The organism is Streptomyces jumonjinensis (assembly GCF_009600885.1).
Classification (GTDB): domain Bacteria; phylum Actinomycetota; class Actinomycetes; order Streptomycetales; family Streptomycetaceae; genus Streptomyces; species Streptomyces jumonjinensis.
In genome coordinates this window covers 43,986-63,012 of record NZ_VCLA01000194.1, presented here as the reverse complement: position 1 = coordinate 63,012, position 19,027 = coordinate 43,986, and the positions used below count along the sequence as shown (strand labels likewise).

Here is a 19,027-nt window from a genome sequence, read left to right as displayed (position 1 = left end):
CGGTGGCGCGGTGGCTGGACGATCCCGCTGCCGCGCCGCACGGCGGGGAGCCGCTGGCCGGGCTGTGCGCGAGGGTGGGCGGCTGGCTCGACTCACTGCCCCCGGACGCGGGCCGGGTGCTGGCGGTGGTGGAGCCCGCGGTGGTGCGGGCGGCGCTGGTGGCGGCGCTGGGCCTGGCGCCCGCGACGTTCTGGCGGCTGGACGCCGAGCCCCTCACCCTGACCGGGCTGACCGGCAGATCCGGCCGCTGGAACCTCCGCTGCGGCACCCGGCTGACGCCGTCGTCGGCGGCGGACGGGCGGTGACCTGGGGACGGGCCGGCTGGGACCTCTGCCGCGGTGCTGGACTGGCGCCTTCATCGGTGGACGCCCGGTGGTCCGGGGACGCCCCGGCTGGGACCTCTGCTGCGGCACCCGGCTGACGCCCTGTCGGCAGCGCCGCCCGGTGATCTGGGGCGCCCCCGTCGGCGGACGGCTGGTGAGCGGTCCCAACAGCGCACCCGCGTACCGGAGAAGCGGCTGTGACGGGAGATATCCCCGGGCCCTCTTGGAAATACCCGCTCGTCGTGAATGATGTCGCCCGTCACGATGGAGTGCCGCCGGGCCGGCTCCATCCCCTGCCCGCCCCGTTCGCAGAAGGAGACCTATGAGCACCCCCCACCGTACGGCTCTCTCCGCCGTCACCGCGCTCGCCGCGTTCGGCGCGGTCCTCGCCCTGGCCGGCCCCGCCGCCGCCCATGCCGGAGTGACCGCGTCCGACCCCCGCGCCCTGGCGAAGAACGTCACCGTGACCTTCACATCGGAGGCCGAGTCGGACTCGGCGGGCATCGCGGGGCTCCAGGTCGTGCTGCCCACCGGTATCTCACCGGGCGCGGTGAGCCTGAAGAAGGCCCCCAAGGGCTGGACGTTCGCCCATGCCCAGGGCGGCTATCTCATCGGAGGCAAGCCGCTCGACGTGGGCGAGGACGCCGTGTACAGCATCACCGTCAGACAGCTGCCGGACGCCCGGAAGCTGGTCTTCAAGACCGTCGAGACCTATGGCGACGGCAAGATATCCCGCTGGATCGAGGAGCCCAAGGGCGGCGCCGAGCCGGAGAACCCGGCCCCCGTCCTCACCCTGAAGGCCGCGGCGAAGGGCGCCTCCCTGGAACCTCTCGATCCGCCGCCCGTCGCGGACAAGACCGCGGACAAGCCCGCTGACAAGACCGCCGGGAAGACACCGGCCGCGTCGTCGGGGTCCTCTGCGCCCTCGCAGCCGTCCACCGGAGCCGCCCCGTCGCCCTCCGGCTCATCGGAGCCCTCCAGTTCACCGGAGCCGTCCGGGCAGCGGGAGGACGCGGCCGACGAGGACGACGGCGGAGTCGACACCTCCCTGATCGTCCTCGTCGTCGCGATCGCGGCCGGTGTGCCCCTCTTCTGGATGATCAAGCGCCGCTCGGACTCCGCCCCCTGACCCCCGTCCGCTCCGGAGGCCGGTCCCCCCGGCCTCCGGAGCACCCTGCGGTCGTCAGGCCCCCGCCCGCCGGATAGTCCGCCACCGCCAGCTCCACGTCCTCCCCGCACTCCGCCCGGCCGCACTCGCAGGCGAAGCCCACCACCGCCGCCATGGCGCCGGGCGGCGCCCAGGGCCGGGCGGCGAAGGCCCGGTACTGGGCGACGACCGCCTCATTGGCGTACCGCAGCAGCCCGCCCCGGTCCGCCGCCGTCCGCGCTCCGGGGTTCGCCGCCAGCACCGGCGCGAAACAGCGCTCGACCGCCGCGAGGGTCTCCGCCACACCCAGGGAGCCGTCCACCCGCAGGATCGCTCCCCCGTACGCCTCGACCCGCGACTCGATCTCCCGCGCCAGACGCCGGTAGAGCGCCAGCGGACCCGGTGCCTCCCCCCGCTCGGCCAGCCGCTTCTCCCGCACCTCGGCCGTCGGCAGCAGCCAGAGCGCGTGAGCGCCCGTGGACGGCGGGACGACCGGGGTGCCCTCCGCCACCGTCATCGGCCACGGCGGCAGCGCCCGCACATCGTCGGCGATCATCGCCCCGCGCTCCCGGTGCAGCGACATCGCCAGCAGCTCCCCGGGCGGGGCCGACCAGCGGTCCTCGCGGGGCAGCGCCTCCCAGCGCACCGCCGCCGGATGCCCCGCCGCGATCGCCCGGTCCCGGTGCTCCCAGGTGTGCGCGTCCGAGCCGTACCAGCGCAGCCCATGACGGCGGGCCAGCAGCCGGGCGACGGTGGTCTTGCCCGCCCCCGGCGGGCCGCCGATCCACAGCGCCCTCACTCCGCCCCCGCCAGCGGCTGCTCCGTCCAGATCACCTTTCCGTCCAGGGTGTAGCGCGTCCCCCACCGGTCCGCGAACTGGGCCACCAGAAACAGCCCCCGGCCGCCCTCGTCCGTGCTCGCCGCCTGCCGCAGATGCGGCGAGGTGCTGCTGTGGTCCGACACCTCGCAGATCAGCGCCCGATCGCGGATGAGCCGCACCCGGATCGGGCCGATCGCGTAACGGATCGCGTTGGTCACCAGCTCGCTGAGAATCAGCTCGGTCGTGAACGCCTCGTCCTCCAGATCCCATTCCGCGAGCTTACGGGCGACCTCCGCGCGCACCTCACCCACCGCCGAGGGATCGGAGGGCACCTCCCACTCGGCGACCCGTTTCGAGCTCAGCACCCTGGTCCGGCCCACCAGCAGCGCGATGTCGTCCCGCGGACGCTCGGGCAGCAGCGCGCCCAGCACCGCCTCGCAGATCTCCTCCGGGGAGCGCTCCGGACGGCCCGCGATCGTCTCCCGCAGCAGCGTGAGCCCTTCGTCCATGTCCCGGTCCCGGTCCTCGACCAGGCCGTCGGTGTACAGCACCAGGGTGCTGTCCCGGGGGAGTTCCAGCTCCAGGGTCTCGAACGGCAGCCCGCCGAGCCCCAGCGGCGGACCGCCGGGCACCTCCGCGAAGAACGCCGTGCCGTCCGGATGGAGCACCAGCGGCTGAAGGTGCCCCGCCCGCGCCATCGTGCAGCGGCCCGAGGCCGGATCGTAGATCGCGTACAGACAGGTCGCCCCGGTGACCTGGCCGTCGTCGCCGCCCGACTCCTCCGCGTCGAGCCTGGCCACCAGCTCGTCCAGATGCCACAGCAGCTCGTCCGGCGGCAGATCCAGGGTGGAGAAGTTGTGCACCGCCGTCCGCAGCCGGCCCATCGTCGCGGCGGCGTGCAGACCATGGCCCACCACATCGCCCACCACCAGCGCCACCCGCGCGCCCGGCAGCGGAATGATGTCGAACCAGTCGCCGCCCACCCCGCCGAGCCCGCCGAGACCCGCCTGCGCCGGACGGTAGCGGTAGGCCGCGTCCAGGGCGTCCTGCTCCGGCAGACCGCGCGGCAGCAGACTCCGCTGAAGGGTCACCGCCATGGTGTGCTCACGGGAGTAGCGGCGCGCGTTGTCGACGCTCACCGCGGCCCGCGCCACCAGCTCCTCGGCGAGGGAGCGGTCCTCCTCCTCGAAGGACTCGGGCGTCCGCGAGCGCCAGAACATCGCCACCCCCAGAATCGCCCCGCGCGCCCGCAGCGGCACCGCGATCATCGAGTGGAAGCCCGCCTCCACCAGCTTCGCGGCCCGCTCCGGGGACTGCTGCTCCCACCCCGAGTACGAGGCCAGATCCTTCTCCAGGATGCCTTCGCCCTTGCCCAGGCCCGCGCCCATCCGGGTGGTCGGCAGAAAGCGGATCGTGGTCCCCAGCGCGAAGTGCGCCGTGGCGTCCCCGGTCCCGCCCACGGCGATACGCCGCATGTCCGCGCCCGCGCCCGTCGCCCTCGGCTCCTCGCCGCGCAGCACCGCCTCCACCAGATCGACGGTGGCGAAGTCGGCGAACCGGCCCACCGCGAACTCCGCCAGCTCCTCGCAGGTGCGCAGCACGTCCAGGGTGGTGCCGATCTCCAACCCGGCGTCGTACAGCAGCCGCAGCCGCGCCTGCGCCACATCCGCCCGGCCGCTGAGCGCCTGGAGCTCGGTGGTGTCCCGGATGGTGGTCACACTGCCGGGCGGTCCGCCGTTGCGGTCGGTCGGCCGGTGGTTCACCGCCAGCAGCCGGTCGCCGACCCGGTGCACCTCGTCGGTGACCATCTGCCCCGACGCCAGCAGCCGTACCGTCGGCTCGTCCAGCCCCAGCTCGGCGACCTGTCTGCCCTCGACGTCCGGCGGCAGATCCAGCAGCCGGCGTGCCTCGTCGTTGGCGAGCAGCAGCCGTCCCTCGCCCCCGACGATGATCACCCCCTCGCGCACCGCGTGCAGGACCGCGTCGTGGTGCTCGTACATCCGGGTCATCTCTTCCGGGCCGAGCCCGCGCGTCTGGCGGCGCAGCCGCCCGGTGACCAGGGCCGTGCCGCCGGCGGTCAGCAGCAGCACGCCGCCCGCGGCCCCGAACAGCAGCGGGAACTGGTCCTCCACCACATTGCCGACCTTCTCCAGCGTGACCCCGGCCGCCACCAGACCGATGACCTTCCCGCCGGGGCCGTAGACCGGCACCACGGCCTGGACCAGCGGCCCGATCGTGCCCGTGAGCTTCTCGGTGACCACCTCGCCGCGGAGCGCGGGCCCGATGTCGCCGACGAACTTCTTCCCGATCCGGTCCGGCAGCGGATGGGTGTAGCGGATCCCGTCGGTGTTCATCACCACGATGAAGTCGACATGGGAACGTTTCCGCGCCTCCTCGGCGCGCGGCTGGAGGATCGCGCTGGGATCACGGCTCGCGAGCGCCGCGTCCATCCCCGGTGAGCTGGCGAAGGTGGTGGCGACGGCCTCCGACCGGTTGACGGCCTCACGGCGGCTGTCGGCGTGCGACTGCACGAGCAGCGCGGTGATGCCCGCCGCGACGAGCAGCAGCACGATCGCCACTTGGAGGAGAAAGACCTGCCCGGCCACGGTCCGCATCTTCAGAACCGAGAGTGGGCGACCGTAACGTGCGGCCATGTCCTCTTTCTACACCTCCCGATAGCGGTGGGCTATCCGCGCACGTTAGAACGCGGAGGTCACACGCGCGACGTTTTTGCGGGAATCCCGTCGTGCGTGCGGCCTCCGCGAGCTGCCGCCCCCGGCGCTCAGCGCAACCGCAGCACCTCGACCAGCGCCTCGGCGACGGCCCGCTCCGCGTCCAGCGCGCCCCCCGCCGAACGCCAGGCCACAAAGCCGTCCGGACGCACCAGCAGCGCGCCCTCCGCCGTGGTGCCATGCGTCCCGGTCCAGTCGCAGCCCTCCTCCGGGACCAGATCCGCCAGCGGCCCGTCGCCGATCGCGTACACGTCCAGCGGCACGGACAGCCGTACCGCGGCCTTGTGCGCGGCGTCCCGCCACACCGCCCCCTCACCGCAGAGCAGCACCATGGACCGCTCGTAGAGATCCAGCGTCGACAGCCGCTCGCCGTCCCGGCGCACCCACAGATGCGGAGCCCGGGTGCCCGGCTCCCCGGACAGCCGCATCCGCTCCGGCACCACCGGACGCCCCGGGTCGACGCCGATGACCGCGCCGCCCGGATAGCCGTACCCCATGGCCACCGTCAGCACCCCGCCCCGCCGGCCGCCGGGGGTGAGCGGCGCCGCGTAGCCGGGATGGGCGTGCTCCGCCGAACGGGCCGACGCCCGCTCGCCGGTCGCCTTCGCCACCGGCAGCCGCTCCTCGCCATAGGTGTCCAGCAGCCCCTGCCCCGCCCAGCCCTTCAGCACCGCGGTCAGCTTCCACGCGAGATTGTGGGCGTCCTGGATACCGGTGTTGGAGCCGAAAGCGCCGGTCGGCGACATCTCGTGCGCCGAGTCCCCGGCCAGGAAGACCCGGCCGGCCGAGTAACGGCGGGCGACCCGTTCGGCCGCGTGCCACGGGGCCATCCCGGTGATTTCCACATCGAGGTCCGGCGCGCCCACGGCCCGGCGGATGTGCTCCCGGCAGCGCTCGTCGGTGAACTCCTCCAGCGTCTCGCCCAGCTCCGGGTGCCACGGCGCGTGAAAGACCCACCGCTCCCGGTTGTCCACGGGCAGCAGCGCCCCGTCCGCCCCCGGCTTGGTGAGATAGCAGACGATGAAGCGGCGGTCGCCCACGATGCCGATGAGCTGCTGCGAGGTGAACGTCATGCTCACGTTGTGGAACAGCTCGCCGTTGCCGCTCTGGCCGATGCCCAGCTGCTCGCGCACCGGGCTGCGCGGCCCGTCCGCCGCCACCAGATAGTCCGCGCGCACCGTCGTGTGCTCACCCGAGAGCCGGTCCTTGACCAGGGCGGTCACCCCGGTGGCGTCCTGCTCGAAGGAGAGCAGCTCGGTGGAGAAGCGGAGCTCGGCCCCCGCCTCGCGGGAACGGGCCATGAGCACCGGCTCGATGTCGTTCTGGCTGCACAGACACCAGCTCGACGGGCTGATCCGGGCCAGCCCGCCGCCCGGGTCGATCTCCCTGAAGAGCCACTCCTGATCGTCGCCGGTCAGCGATCCGGCCTGGAGGATCCCATGGTTCCCGGAGAGCACGGCGGCGGCGTCGCGGATATCGCCGTCCACCCCGGCCCTGCGGAACAGCTCCATCGAGCGGACGTTGATGCCGCGCCCGCGCGGATGGGTCGATGTGCCCGCGTGCTTCTCGACCAGCAGATGCCCGATGCCCTGACGGCTCAGGAACATCGAGGTGGACAGGCCCACCAGGGACCCGCCCACGATCAGGATCGGTACCCGGCGGACAGTGCTCTCGGCGTTCTCGGTGCGGTCGGTGTTCGCGGTGCGGTCGGTGTTCGCGGTGCGGTCGGTGTTCGCGGTGCGATCGGCGTTCTCGGTCTTCTCGGTCTTCTCGGTTCGATCGGTTCGATCGACAGTCTCAGCGGTCCCTTGCATGGAGTCTGTGTGCCCGTCAGGACGGCCCTTGCCCCGCCCATTCACCCGCATGGTGCCCATCTCTCGCGCCACACGTGGTAACGGCCCACGATCGGTTCACGGGATCGCCGCGTGTCACGGGGCGATCGCGCGCATCCCCGGGGCGGCCGACCACCGCTCCCGGGGCGGATTCCAGCTGATGACTGACGACGGGCCATGTCCGTGGCGGCGGCGCGGTCGCGAAGGAGTGTGAACAGGGTGACCACCTTGTCGGTACGTATATCTCAGTCGGCCTTCGACGGCTCCAGACTCCGGGTCGTGCTGCTGCTGGACCTCTACGACGGGGCCCAGAAGCAGTTCCTGGAGGCCTATGAGCACATGCGCAACCACGTCGCCTCGGTGCCCGGACACATCAGCGACCAGCTGTGCCAGTCCATCGAGAACCCCTCGCAGTGGCTCATCACCAGCGAATGGGAGAGCGCGCCGCCGTTCCTCGCCTGGGTGAACAGCGAGGAGCATGTGGAGACCGTCCTGCCGCTGCACAGCTGCGTACGGGACACCCGCTCGCTCAGGTTCAGCGTGCTGCGGGAGACCGGACAGGCCTTCAGCGCCGCCCCCGAGCAGCAGGCCAAGGGCGGACTCCAGCCCTCCCCGAGGGTCGGCGACGGAGTCGTACGCCATGCCCTGACCTTCACCGTCAAGCCCGGCAGCGAGAAGGCCGTGGCGAAGATCCTCGCCGGATACACCTCGCCCGCCGCGCGCGTGGACGACCAGACCCGGCTGCGCCGCACCTCCCTCTTCATGCACGGCAACCGGGTGGTGCGCGCCATCGAGGTCCAGGGCGATCTGATGGCGGCCCTGCGCCACGTCGCCAGACAGCCCGAGGTACGGGCCGTGGAAGAGGCCATCAACCCCTATCTGGAACAGGACCGGGACCTTGACGACTCCAACTCCGCCCGGCTCTTCTTCACCCGCGCCGCCCTCCCCGCGGTGCACCATGTGACGGCCGACGGGCGCGGACCCGACGAAGTGAACCGGCACGCGCTGCTCTACCGGGCGAAGGAGGAGTGCGGACTCGCCGTGGCCCGGCTGCTCGCCCTCCAGGACGAGTCCGCGGCCGACGACCCCGACAACCCGATCGTCGGCAGCACGGTCTTCCAGCGGGACGACATCGTCGTACGCCTCATCGACGTCAACGGCCCTCTCGACGACCACCCGGCGCTCGCTCTCGGCGTCCAGGGCCACCGCAAGGCCGCGATCCTCGCCCGGCTCCTCATCGACGGCGACGCCGTGGCCGGCGGCGGCGAGGACGACATCGCGCGCTTCGTCACCGAATCCGACATGCAACTGATCACCGACCGGCTCGCAGCGCCCGAGTCCTGAACGCGCCCGAGTCCGACCGCGCACCGCCCACGGGCGGCCCGGCCGACCGAAGCCGACCGAAGTCGACCGAAGGCGACGGAAGCCAACCGAAGCCGACCGAAGCCGATCGAAGCCGATCGAGCCACCGAGGCCACCGAAGCCCATCGAGGCCCGCCGAGGCCAACTGGAGGAAACGCAGTATGACCACGCACAGCCCACGCATCGTGGACCTCAGCGAGACCCAGCCCAACACCCGGCGCGGAGGCGATCTGCGCGCCATGCTCACCCCGACCGCGGTGGGCGCCACCACCGGCTTCATGGGGCTGGCCATCGTGCAGCCCGGTGAGCGCATCGGCGAGCACTACCACCCGTACTCCGAGGAGTTCGTCTACGTGGTCAGCGGACGGCTCGAAGTGGACCTCGACGGCGTCACCCATCCGATGCGCCCCGATCAGGGCCTGCTGATCCCGCTGAACATGCGCCACCGCTTCCGGAACGTCGGCGATGTGGAGGCCCGGATGGTCTTCCACCTCGGCCCGCTCGCGCCCCGGCCGGAGCTCGGCCATGTCGACACGGAGACCACCGATCACCCGGCGCGGACCGTGGCACACGGCAGCCCCCCGGAACGGTCAGGGGCCGTGTCGTGAACCGGCGGGTGGCGGTCACCGGGGTCGGCGTCGTCGCCCCCGGCGGCGTCGGCGCCCCGGCGTTCTGGGACCTGCTGGCGAACGGCCGCACCGCGACCCGGGCCATCACCCTCTTCGACGCGGAGGGCTTCCGCTCCCGGATCGCCGCCGAGGTCGACTTCGACCCCGCCGAGCACGGCCTCAGCACCGAGGACGCGGCGCGCTCGGACCGGTACATCCAGTTCGCCCTGGTGGCAGCCCGGGAGGCGATACGGGACGCGGGGCTCGACCCCGCCCGGGAGGACCCCTGGCGCATCGGGGTCTCGCTGGGCACCGCGGTCGGCGGCACCACCCGGCTGGAGCACGACTATGTGCTCGTCTCCGCCAGAGGCGCCCACTGGGATGTGGACCACCGGCCCGCCGGGGAGCATCTGCACCGCGCCTTCTCGCCCAGCACCCTCGCCTCCGCCGTCGCCGAGGAGATCGGCGCGCACGGGCCGGTGCAGACCGTCTCCACGGGCTGCACCTCCGGCCTCGACGCCGTCGGATACGCCTTCCACGCCATCCAGGAGGGCCGCGCCGACGTCTGTGTGACCGGCGCGTCGGACTCGCCGATATCCCCGATCACCGTGGCCTGCTTCGACGCCATCAAGGCCACCTCGCCCAACAACGACGACCCGGAGCACGCCTCCCGGCCGTTCGACGCCAACCGCGACGGATTCGTGATGGGCGAGGGCGGAGCCGTCCTGGTACTGGAGGAGCTGGAGCACGCCCGGTCCCGCGGCGCGACCGTGTACTGCGAGATCAGCGGCTACGCCACCTTCGGCAACGCCTACCACATGACCGGACTGACCTCCGAGGGAGTGGAGATGGCCCGCGCCATCGACCTCGCCCTCGGCCACGCCAGGATCGACGGCTCGGCCATCGACTACGTCAACGCGCACGGCTCCGGCACCAAGCAGAACGACCGCCACGAGACGGCCGCCGTCAAACGCTCGCTCGGCGCACACGCCTACGACACGCCCATGAGCTCCATCAAATCCATGGTGGGCCACTCCCTGGGCGCGATCGGCGCGATAGAGCTCGTCGCCTGCGTCCTGGCCATGGACCGCCAGACCGTGCCGCCCACGGCCAACTACGAGACCCCCGACCCCGAGTGCGACCTGGACTATGTGCCGCGCACCGCCCGCCCCCGGAAGCTGCGCAATGTGCTCTCCGTCGGCAGCGGGTTCGGCGGATTCCAGTCCGCGGTCGTCATGACCAGGCCCAGTGGGAGGCAACGATGAGCAACTCCCGCCCCGACCGGCGCGAACGGAGAAGCCCCGGCCGGCGCACCGCACGGGCGCCCGGCCCCGCCCCGGCCGCCCGGCGCTCCGTCATCACCGGCATCGGCGTCATCGCACCCAACGGCATCGGCGCGGACGTCTTCTGGAAATCCACCCATGAGGGGATCAGCGTCCTCGACCGGGTCAGCCGCGAAGGGTGCGAGCGGCTGCCGCTGAAGGTCGGCGGCGAGGTACGCGATCTGGAACCGGCCACCCTGGTCGAAGAGCGGTTCCTCGTCCAGACCGACCGCTTCACCCACTTCGCCATGGCCGCCGCCGATCTCGCCCTCGCCGACGCCCGGCTCGGCCGCGCCGACTACGCGGACTCGCCGTTCAGCGTCGGCGTGGTCACCGCGTCCGGCTCGGGCGGAGGCGAGTTCGGCCAGCGCGAACTCCAGGCGCTCTGGGGCAAGAGCTCCCGCTTCGTCGGCCCGTACCAGTCCATCGCCTGGTTCTACGCCGCCAGCACCGGCCAGATCTCCATCCGCGGCGGCTTCAAGGGCCCCTGCGGAGTGGTGTGCAGCGACGAGGCCGGCGGCCTCGACGTCTTCGCCCACGCGGCCGGAGCGATCGAGCGCGGCACGGACGCGATGATCGCCGGCTCGGCGGAGGCCCCGCTCGCGCCCTACTCGGTGGTCTGCCAGCTCGGCTACGAGGATCTGAGCACCAGCGACGATCCCACCCGCGCCTACCGGCCCTTCACCGCCGACGCCTGCGGATTCGTCCCCGCCGAAGGCGGCGCGATGCTCGTGGTCGAGGAGGAGTCGGCGGCGCTGCTCCGGGGCGCCCGCCCACGGGCCTGGCTGGCCGGACACGCGGCCACCTTCACCGGCCCCTCCCGGTGGCCGGAGTCCAGAGAGGGGCTGGCCCGGGCGATCCAGGGCGCGCTGCGCAGCGCCCGCTGCGCGCCGGAGGAGGTCGATGTGGTCTTCGCCGACGCGCTCGGGGTGCCGGCGGCGGATCGCGCCGAGGCCCTGGCCATCACCGACGCCCTGGGCGCACACGGCCGGCGGGTGCCGGTCACCGCGCCCAAGACCGGCATCGGCCGGGCGTACTGCGGCGGTCCGGTGCTCGATGTGGCCGCGGCGGTCATGGCCATGGAGCACGGAGTCGTACCGCCCACGCCCAATGTCTTCGACGTCTGCCATGACATCGATGTGGTGACCGGCAAGGCCCGCCGGGCGCCGCTGCGCACCGCACTGGTGCTCAGCAGGGGGCTCATGGGGTCGAACTCGGCGCTCGTGCTGCGCAGCGCGGCCCCCGACGGGCTCCGTAGCGACCCCACCCGAGAAGGAGAGAACGCATGACAGAGACAGTGACCCCCGAGGAGCTGGCCGGACTGATGCGCCAGAACGCGGGCATCCCGGTGGAGCCCGTTGATCTGACGGACCACCCCGACACCTCCTTCGAGGAGTACGGACTCGACTCGCTGGGCCTGCTCGGCATCGTCGCCGCGCTGGAGAACCGGCACGGCAGCACCATGCCGGCCGATGCGGAGAAGTGCCGTACGCCGGGGGAGTTCCTCGACCTGGTGAACCAGACCCTGACCAAGAGCGGAGCCTGAGAAGTGACCGGACACACCGAGAACGAGATCACCGTCCGAGCCCCCCTGGACCTGGTCTGGGACATCACCAACGACCTGGAGAACTGGCCGCAGCTCTTCAGCGAGTACGCCTCGGTCGAGGTGCTGGAGCGGCGGGGCGACACGACGGCCTTCCGGCTGACCATGCACCCGGACGAGAACGGGAAGGTGTGGAGCTGGGTCTCGGAGCGCACCCCCGACAGAAAGAGCCGCACGGTGAGCGCCCGGCGGGTGGAGACCGGGCCGTTCCAGCACATGAACATCCGCTGGGAGTACACCGAGGTCCCCGGCGGCACCCGGATGCACTGGCGGCAGGACTTCGCGATGAAGCCGGACGCCCCGGTGGACGACGAGTGGATGACGGAGAACATCAACCGCAACTCCAAGGTCCAGATGGCGCTCATCCGGGACAAGATCGAGCAGCGCGACCGGGAACGCCGGACGGCGCCCGCGGCCGGCTGAACCGAACGAGGAGAAACGTTTCATCATGACGCTCTATCCCCATCAGACGATGATCGTGGCCAGGATGGCCCCGGATTCGGCCGCCGGGATCGCCCGGCTGTTCGCGGCCTCCGACGAGGGCGAACTGCCGCATCTCATCGGCGTACGGCGACGCAGCCTCTTCCAGTTCGGCGAGGTGTATCTGCATCTGATCGAGTCGGACCGGCCGCCGGGACCGGCGATCGCCCAGGCGGTCGAGCACCCCGAGTTCAGGGATCTCAGCGACCGGCTGACCGCGTTCATCAGCCCGTACGACCCGGAGACCTGGAAGGGGCCGAAGGACGCGATGGCCAACCGCTTCTACACCTGGGAGCCCGTCCCGGTCTGACCAGCGCACGAGCACGCGAAGCCGCCCCGGGTCCCTCGGCGAGGAGGGGCCCGGGGCGTCGGCGTGCGTTCCCGAGGTCCAGTGGGGCCTTCCCGAGGTCCAGTGGGCCGGGGGCTCAGCTCCGGACGGCCGGGGCCGCGGGCACGATCGCCTCGAACGCGTGGAGATAGGCGTTCACCGGCCGGATCTCGCCCGGCGGCAGCCCCGCCCGGGTCATCCGGTCCACCATGCTCTGCCGGGTGTGCTTCGCACCGCCCACATTGAGCAGCAGCAGCAGATCCATCGCGGTGGTGAACTTCATCGACGGGGTGTCGTCCACGAGGTTCTCGATCACGACGACCCGTGCGCCGGGCCGGGCCGCCGCGACCACATTGCGCAGGGTCGCGCTGGTGCTGGCGTCGTCCCACTCCAGGATGTTCTTGATGATGTAGAGATCGGCGTCCACCGGGATCTCCCGGCGGCAGTCGCCGGCGGCGACGGTCGCCCGCGCGGCCAGCGTCCCGCCGTCGCGCAGCCGGGGATCCGCGTTCGCCACCACATCGGGCAGATCGAGCAGGGTGCCGCGGACGTCCGGGTGCTTCTCCAGCAGACCGGCCAGCACATGCCCCTGGCCGCCGCCGATGTCGGCGACCGTCGCGACACCGGTGAGATCGAGGAGTTCGGCGACCTCCAGCGCGGACTGTCTGCTGGAGGTGGTCATCGCCTGATTGAACACCTGCGCCGAGTCGTGCGCGTCCTGGTGCAGATACTCGAAGAAGCCCTTGCCGTACAGCTCCTGGAAGACATCGCCGCCGGAGCGTACGGCGTCGTCGAGCCGGGGCCAGGCGGCCCAGGTCCAGGGCTCGGTGCACCAGAGCGCGATGGCGCGCAGACTCTGCGCGTCGTCCTCGCGCAGCAACCGGGACATCTCGGTGTGGCCGAAGGTGCCGTCCGGCCGCTCCTCGAAGACCCCGTAACAGGACAGGGTGCGCAGCAGCCGCCGCAGCGGGCCCGCTTCGACGGAGACGGCGGAGGCGAGTCTCTCCGCGCTCGCGGGGACGTCGCCGAGCGCGTCGGCCACCTTGAGGCGGGCCGCGGCCCGGACGGAGGCGGCGCAGGCCGCCCCGAAGACGAGTTCGCGCAGCCGCATGCCCGGGGGAGGGTCGGCGTCGGCGGAGAGGGTCTGGACAGGTCGGGTACTGAGCGTGGTCATACGTCCTCGAATCTCCTGGCAGGGGGGTGTGCGGGGCCGGGCGGGGCGTGCCGGGTGTGTGCGGGGCCGGGCGGGGCGTGCCGGGTGTGTGCGGGGCCGGGCGGGGCGGGGGTCAGCACATCCCGGCGGGCTCGGACGACGTGCAGACATTCCCGGCGAACCGATTGCCGCTGCCGCCGCCGCGGTGCACCAGATCGGCTGTGGAGTTGCCCTTCACCTCGTTGTTCTCGATGACGTTGTCGGTGTTGGCCGCGCCCACCAGGCTCTCGAACAGCACGATCCCGCCGGACATGGGCGCGGAGCCCTTGTTGTCCCGGATCGTGTTGTTCCTGATGACGCTGGCCTCTGAGCCGGTCAGCACGATCCCGGAGCCCTGGATGGCGGGGAGCCGGGGGGTGGCCGCGCAGAGTCTGTTGTTCTCGCGGATGGTGTTGTCGCGGACGGTCATCGCCCCGGCGGTGGGCTTGGACTCGTCGCCGACGATGAACATCCCGGCGCAGTTGGCGAAGATCTCATTGCCGCGCACGGCCAGATTCCTGACCCGCCGTACGGTGACGCCGATGCGGTTCGCGGTCAACGTGTTCTCCGCGATCACCGTTCCTCCGGTGTCGGTGGCCCCGCCCTCCGCGTCGACGGCGTTGGCGATGAAGATGCCCGCGTCGCCGTTCTCCCGGACGGTGTTGGCGCGGAAGGAGGCCCGGGTGGAGCGCTGCTGGGCGATGCCCCAGACGCCGTTGGCCTCGGCGGTCACCTGCCGTACCGAGAGCCGGTCGGTGTGGGAGGCCCACAGACCGTTCTTGCGGAAGCCGCGCAGGGTGAGCGAGCGGATGGTGACCTGCTCGGCGGCCGTCTGCTCGGTGCCGGTCACACAGATGCCGTTGCCGTCGCGCTCGCAGCCGTGGGCGGCGAGCGGGCGTGCCGGGGCGGGCGTCAGCACGGTGGCGGGCCCCGACCCGCGCAGGGTGAGCCGTTTGGAGATCTGGACGCTCTCCCGGTAGAGGCCGGGGCCGACGACGACCGTGTCACCGGGGGCCGCGGCGTCCACCGCCGCCTGGATGGACTCCCCGGGCCGTACGGTGTGACTGGTCGCCCCCGCGGGCGCGGGCGCCGCGACGAGCCCCGCTCCCAGGGCGGCGACGACCCCGAGAACGCGGCCGATATGTCTTCTATGGTGCTTTTGTCGATGTGTCATAAGGCGAAAGCTAGGGGCGATCAAGGGCCCTCGCCACATGGAGTAGCCGGATGGATGCCTCCCGTCCGCCGTCCGGCCCGTCCACTGGCGGCTCCGGGGTCACGGCGTCCGCGTCGCCTTCTTGAAGATCTCGAACACGGCCAGATAGTTGTCGCCGCCATGCCCGGCGGCGATCGCCCGCTCGGCGATCTCCTGCATCAGCCGCGGCTGGTCGGTGTGGACGCCCTGCTCTGCCGATGCGCGGGTGATGTGCTCCAGCGCGCTCAGATTCATCTCCATGGTGCCCAGGTCGCCGGGGTAGTCGCCCCGGTCAAGGCTGGGCGCCTGCGCGATGAGGGTCGAGTCCACCACCGAGGGCATGAACCAGTTGAGAGCGAGATCGGCGAACGCGGTCGCCGGGACGCCCGCCGAGCCGACCAGGGCGGTGGCGTGCAGGAACCCGTTCATCGTCGCGTACATCATGGTGAGCAGCGCGGTGTTGTAGAGCACCGCCAGAGCGGGGTCGGAGCCCAGATGCCGGGGGTCGCCCAGGCTCGCCAGCGTCGCCCGGTGTGCTTCGAGGACGTCCTCGGGACCGCTGTACAGAAAGACGGATCCGGGATGTCCGACGAGCGGCGGCGGGACCATGATCGCGCCGTCGAGATAGGCGGCGCCGCGCTCGTGCGCCCAGTCGGCCGCCGCCCGGGCCTCGTTCGGCGTACCCGAGCAGAGGTTCACCAGCACACGGCCCTTCAGGGCGTCGCCCGCGGTGTCGAAGACGGTGTACAGGGACGCGTAGTCCTTGAGACAGACGATCGTGACAGGGCTCGCGGACACCGCGTCGGCGACGGTCGCCGAACGCCGGGCGCCCTGGGCGACGACGCCGTCGGCGTTCGCCGGGGTGCGGTTCCAGACGGTCAGGGGGTGGCCCCGCTCCCGGAGCGTCTCGGCGAGGGCGAGGCCCATGGGGCCGAGGCCGATGACGGTGACGGGTGCGTGCCGGGGATCGGTTGATCGTTGCTGTGTCATGCGACCTACACTGCGGTCTCACATCGGTGTGAGAGTCAACTGAACGTGGTGGTGATCACATGCGCATGGGAGAGTTCTCCCGGCGGACGGGGGTCAGTCAGCGGCTCCTGCGGTACTACGAGGAGCAGGGGCTGCTCAGGCCGGAGCGGCGGCCCAGCGGATACCGCGAGTACGCGGAGGAGGACGTGGCCACCGTGCGCGGCATCCGCATGCTGCTCGGCGCCGGTCTCAACACCGCCGTCATCGCCGAGCTGTTGCCCTGCATGGTCGACACCGGACGAATCCTGGCGCCGGCCTGTTCCGGCATGCTGCCCGACCTGCGCCGGGAGCGTGAACGCATCGACGAGGCCGTGTCCGGCCTGCTGTCCGCACGCGACCGGCTCGACGCCATCATCGACGCCACGGCGCGAGACGGAGTCGTGGACCCGGACCCGGACGCCTGCGCGGCCGGTCTCGTATAGGGTCCAGGGCCTGCGCGACCGGTCTCGCCGTGCTCGCCGGGGCCGTCGATGCGACCGCTGCACGGCGTGGCTCAGTCGCCCATCATCCGGGTGCCCTCTTCCGCGAGTGCGAGGTACCAGCCCCAGGCGGCGTGGTGGGCGATGGTGTTCTGCCGGAAGCCCTTGACCGTCTCGGAGCGGTTCCAGTCCCGCTGGAGTTCGCAGGCCACCGAGTTCCAGCTGGTGGGCCGGGCGCCGGCCTGGTACATCCGGGCCAGCGCCGCTTCATGGGCCTCCCGGGTCGTGCCGCCGACGGCGTCGACGACCGGGTAGACCTCGTACCCCTCGGCCATCGCGTCCAGGGTGGGGAAGAGCAGACACGCCTCGGTCCAGAGCGCGCCGATGATCAGCTTCCGGCGGTCGGCAGCCCGTACCGCGGCCAGGAAGTCGTCGTCCTCCCACGCGTTGATGGACGTGCGGTCGATGGACGGCACGCCTTCCAGGATTCCGCGCAGCTGGGGGATCGTGTCCGCGTTGACCCCGGTGGAGACGTTGACGGTGGACAGCACGATCGGAAGGCCGAACGTCCGGGCGGTCCGGGTCAGGGCGACGACATTGTTGACCAGATCGCCGGTGTAGATGGACCGGACCGTGGATATCTGTGGCGGTTGGTAGTCGATGAGCAGCAGAGCGGAATTGCCGGGCGCCAGCAGATGGTCGGACGCCGGATCACGGGGCGGAGTGCTGTGCATCGGGATACCTCCCAAAGACGTAGCTCACTCCATCATGGGCGCGCTCCCACCGATACGAAAGCCGGGACCCTTGTCCTGAGCACCCCGACTTGGCCTGGCCGCGGCACCCGCATCGCCCGCGGGTCAAATCTTGATCACACGGATGCCGGGGCCGCACAGCATGAGGAGATCTTCTGGGTCCGACGTCAGGACGGTCACCGGGCCCGCCGCGGTGAGTGCGGTGGCGGCCACGATGGCGTCGAGGGCGTACTTGTGGCCGTGCAGGCCGGCTGCGGCGAGGAGCTTGCCGGCGTGGCGAGCGATGGCTTCGGTGGGCGGGATGATGTTCACGCGGGAGACGGCGTAGTCGAAGCGGGCCTGGTTGATCCTGGGGTCGCGTGCTTCGACGAGGGTGACGGAGCTGGTGACGACGCGGATGTCTTCAGCCCCGGCTGCCACCATCCACTCGGTGATCTCGGGCGTGCGTCGCACCAGCGCGGACAAGCCTTCGCAGTCCAGGACGAGCGTGCCGCTCACGCAGCGTCCGCCGAGCTCGTCGCGTCACCGCGGAGGATCGCGCGTTTGGCGTCGACCGCCGCCTGATCGACCGGGCCGTGTTCGGCCTCCGCGTCCTCGATGAGTTCGCGCAGTCGCTCCCGCTCCAGTTGGCGCTGGATGAGGGCTTCGACGTAGGCGGACATGCCTCGCTTTCCCGTGCGTGCCTTGAGGGCGGCGATGGTGCCTTCGTGGAGCGAGACGGATACGGGTCGGATGGGTCCTTCGCCGGGAGCCTGGGAGGTAGCCATACAGCCACCTTAACAAAACTCGTATTGTTTGGGGTGGGGGATCTCGACCTCCAATGAGGGAGAGACGAGCGCCATGGCGATCGGCGTTCGGACATGGCCGGGTGTCGCGGTCGGTTTCCTTGGTGATCTTCCGCACGGACTGGGAGCGGTGCGGCTACGCGGCCACGAGGATGGGGCCGGGTTGAGTGTGCCCGCCTGGGAGGGGGTAGGCGGCGTGGAATCAGTCGCTTATGAACGTGAATCCATGGTCCTGCCCTGTCGGGCTCCCAATGCAGGGATGGCCGCGATCTTCTCGGGATCGAGGCTCTTCCAATAAATTCCTCTAGGGCGACTGTCGACCACGCAGCGAATCACTTCTTCGGGTGTCACGATGACATCCACCCTGACGTCGTGCTCCGCAGTCGGTATCGGCCTGTCGATAACTTGCAGCGAATGGACCGTGGTCACGATCAACGTTCGGTCCGTAACAAGGCCGGCCTCAACCAGAAGTCCGAACTCGATGTCCGAGTACCCGGCCCCTTTGCCGATCCTCACTCCCGTTCGGTTGACGGCCACACTGCCCAGAACGATCACGTCGCTGGGTGCCATCGCGTCCACCTCGACGGTCGGCGCGTGTCCGGCGGCCCCCTTCCCCGTGGCCGCCACGTCCAGCGGGCGCCCCGTCAGGAGGGCGGGGTCCAGCAGGTAGAACGGCTTGGGGGTAGCCAGCTTCGGAACGGCCATGTAGACGGTCTTCCTGGCCTCAAGTGCTGCTACTCGCACGGGCAGTTGAGCCCGGTCCGGTACGGCCTTGACGACGGCCGCGGACTGCCACTCCGGCAGGGACGAGAGCAGTGCAGAGGCTGCCTCCGTTCCCTTGAAGTCGGGGATTCGGCCGTGAGCACTGGGGTCGTTGACAGCCTGCCTGCTGTCGAGCAGATTCCAGACCTCATTGCGTACCTCTTGCTTCGTATCAAAGCGCGGCCCCATCGGCTTCTTCCCCCTATGCGAGAGTCATTAGGCCAAGCAGTCGGTCGTACACATCGTGCACGAGGGCCTCTTTCCTCCAGGGATGCATTTCGCGGCCCACTTGAAAGGCGAGGGTAAGAGGATGTCTCACGTGGCGCTTCGGGGTGCGAC

20 protein-coding genes are annotated in these 19,027 nt (G+C 71.2%); 10 read left to right on the top strand and 10 right to left on the bottom strand.

The annotated features are described in order from the left end of the window. Together FF041_RS32765 and FF041_RS32760 are read left to right on the top strand one after the other, a co-directional pair. The coding region (locus tag FF041_RS32765) for a histidine phosphatase family protein (protein ID WP_194292271.1) at nt 1-305 on the top strand (305 nt) is incomplete at its 5' end. Nucleotides 306-645: 340 nt separating this feature from the next. After that, nucleotides 646-1,452 (top strand): DUF1775 domain-containing protein, encoded by an 807-nt coding sequence (locus tag FF041_RS32760; RefSeq protein ID WP_153526118.1) that lies wholly within the window; start codon nt 646-648, stop codon nt 1,450-1,452. Here the strand turns inward: FF041_RS32760 and FF041_RS32755 are convergent. The 3 genes from FF041_RS32755 to FF041_RS32745 form a co-directional block, all read right to left on the bottom strand. Further along, complete coding sequence (locus tag FF041_RS32755) at nt 1,424-2,269, bottom strand: hypothetical protein (RefSeq protein ID WP_194292270.1); 846 nt, start codon at nt 2,267-2,269, stop codon at nt 1,424-1,426. The genes FF041_RS32760 and FF041_RS32755 overlap by 29 nt on opposite strands. Next, entirely contained in the window at nt 2,266-4,944 is a 2,679-nt protein-coding gene (locus FF041_RS32750) for a SpoIIE family protein phosphatase (RefSeq protein ID WP_153526117.1), read from the bottom strand. Before FF041_RS32750 ends, FF041_RS32755 begins: the two co-directional genes overlap by 4 nt. A gap of 128 nt (nt 4,945-5,072) precedes the next feature. Continuing rightward, on the bottom strand, nt 5,073-6,836 hold the full coding sequence (locus FF041_RS32745) for an FAD-dependent oxidoreductase (protein WP_153526116.1): 1,764 nt from the start codon (nt 6,834-6,836) through the stop codon (nt 5,073-5,075). Nucleotides 6,837-7,073: 237 nt separating this feature from the next. Between FF041_RS32745 and FF041_RS32740 the strand changes: the two genes are divergently transcribed. The 7 genes from FF041_RS32740 (at nt 7,074) to FF041_RS32710 (ending at nt 12,539) form a co-directional block, all read left to right on the top strand. Next, entirely contained in the window at nt 7,074-8,198 is a 1,125-nt protein-coding gene (locus FF041_RS32740) for a SchA/CurD-like domain-containing protein (RefSeq protein WP_323393381.1), read from the top strand. A 179-nt stretch (nt 8,199-8,377) separates the two neighbouring features. After that, nucleotides 8,378-8,824, top strand: coding sequence for a cupin domain-containing protein (locus FF041_RS32735; RefSeq protein ID WP_153526114.1), 447 nt, complete (start codon nt 8,378-8,380; stop codon nt 8,822-8,824). After that, on the top strand, nt 8,821-10,089 hold the full coding sequence (locus FF041_RS32730; RefSeq protein ID WP_323393378.1) for a beta-ketoacyl-[acyl-carrier-protein] synthase family protein: 1,269 nt from the start codon (nt 8,821-8,823) through the stop codon (nt 10,087-10,089). The genes FF041_RS32735 and FF041_RS32730 overlap by 4 nt, the downstream gene beginning before the upstream one ends. Continuing rightward, nucleotides 10,086-11,435, top strand: a complete 1,350-nt coding sequence (locus FF041_RS32725; RefSeq protein WP_153526113.1) for a ketosynthase chain-length factor — start codon at nt 10,086-10,088, stop codon at nt 11,433-11,435. Before FF041_RS32730 ends, FF041_RS32725 begins: the two co-directional genes overlap by 4 nt. Next, nucleotides 11,432-11,692 (top strand): acyl carrier protein, encoded by a 261-nt coding sequence (locus FF041_RS32720; protein ID WP_153526112.1) that lies wholly within the window; start codon nt 11,432-11,434, stop codon nt 11,690-11,692. The genes FF041_RS32725 and FF041_RS32720 overlap by 4 nt, the downstream gene beginning before the upstream one ends. Before the next feature lie 3 nt (nt 11,693-11,695). Next, entirely contained in the window at nt 11,696-12,172 is a 477-nt protein-coding gene (locus FF041_RS32715) for an SRPBCC family protein (RefSeq protein WP_323371133.1), read from the top strand. Between the two features lie 25 nt (nt 12,173-12,197). Then, on the top strand, nt 12,198-12,539 hold the full coding sequence (locus FF041_RS32710; RefSeq protein WP_153481145.1) for a TcmI family type II polyketide cyclase: 342 nt from the start codon (nt 12,198-12,200) through the stop codon (nt 12,537-12,539). 115 nt (nt 12,540-12,654) lie between these two features. Here FF041_RS32710 and FF041_RS32705 read toward each other — a convergent pair whose 3' ends face one another. The 3 genes from FF041_RS32705 to FF041_RS32695 all read right to left on the bottom strand — a co-directional run bounded on the left by FF041_RS32705 (nt 12,655) and on the right by FF041_RS32695 (nt 15,931). After that, entirely contained in the window at nt 12,655-13,731 is a 1,077-nt protein-coding gene (locus tag FF041_RS32705; RefSeq protein ID WP_153526111.1) for a methyltransferase, read from the bottom strand. Nucleotides 13,732-13,843: 112 nt separating this feature from the next. Next, entirely contained in the window at nt 13,844-14,923 is a 1,080-nt protein-coding gene (locus tag FF041_RS32700) for a right-handed parallel beta-helix repeat-containing protein (RefSeq protein WP_153526110.1), read from the bottom strand. Between the two features lie 99 nt (nt 14,924-15,022). Beyond that, a complete protein-coding gene (locus FF041_RS32695) occupies nt 15,023-15,931 on the bottom strand; it encodes an NAD(P)-dependent oxidoreductase (protein WP_153526109.1) in 909 nt (302 codons plus the stop codon). A gap of 59 nt (nt 15,932-15,990) precedes the next feature. Between FF041_RS32695 and FF041_RS32690 the strand changes: the two genes are divergently transcribed. After that, entirely contained in the window at nt 15,991-16,392 is a 402-nt protein-coding gene (locus tag FF041_RS32690) for a MerR family transcriptional regulator (protein WP_153526108.1), read from the top strand. 71 nt (nt 16,393-16,463) lie between these two features. Here FF041_RS32690 and FF041_RS32685 read toward each other — a convergent pair whose 3' ends face one another. From FF041_RS32685 to FF041_RS32670, 4 genes are all read right to left on the bottom strand, one after another. Further along, complete coding sequence (locus tag FF041_RS32685; RefSeq protein ID WP_153526107.1) at nt 16,464-17,123, bottom strand: hydrolase; 660 nt, start codon at nt 17,121-17,123, stop codon at nt 16,464-16,466. Between the two features lie 123 nt (nt 17,124-17,246). Then, a complete protein-coding gene (locus FF041_RS32680) occupies nt 17,247-17,639 on the bottom strand; it encodes a type II toxin-antitoxin system VapC family toxin (protein WP_323393375.1) in 393 nt (130 codons plus the stop codon). Further along, entirely contained in the window at nt 17,636-17,908 is a 273-nt protein-coding gene (locus FF041_RS32675) for a hypothetical protein (protein ID WP_153526106.1), read from the bottom strand. Before FF041_RS32675 ends, FF041_RS32680 begins: the two co-directional genes overlap by 4 nt. A 228-nt stretch (nt 17,909-18,136) precedes the next feature. After that, a complete protein-coding gene (locus tag FF041_RS32670; RefSeq protein WP_153526105.1) occupies nt 18,137-18,877 on the bottom strand; it encodes a 5-formyltetrahydrofolate cyclo-ligase in 741 nt (246 codons plus the stop codon). Between the last annotated feature and the right edge of the window lie 150 nt (nt 18,878-19,027).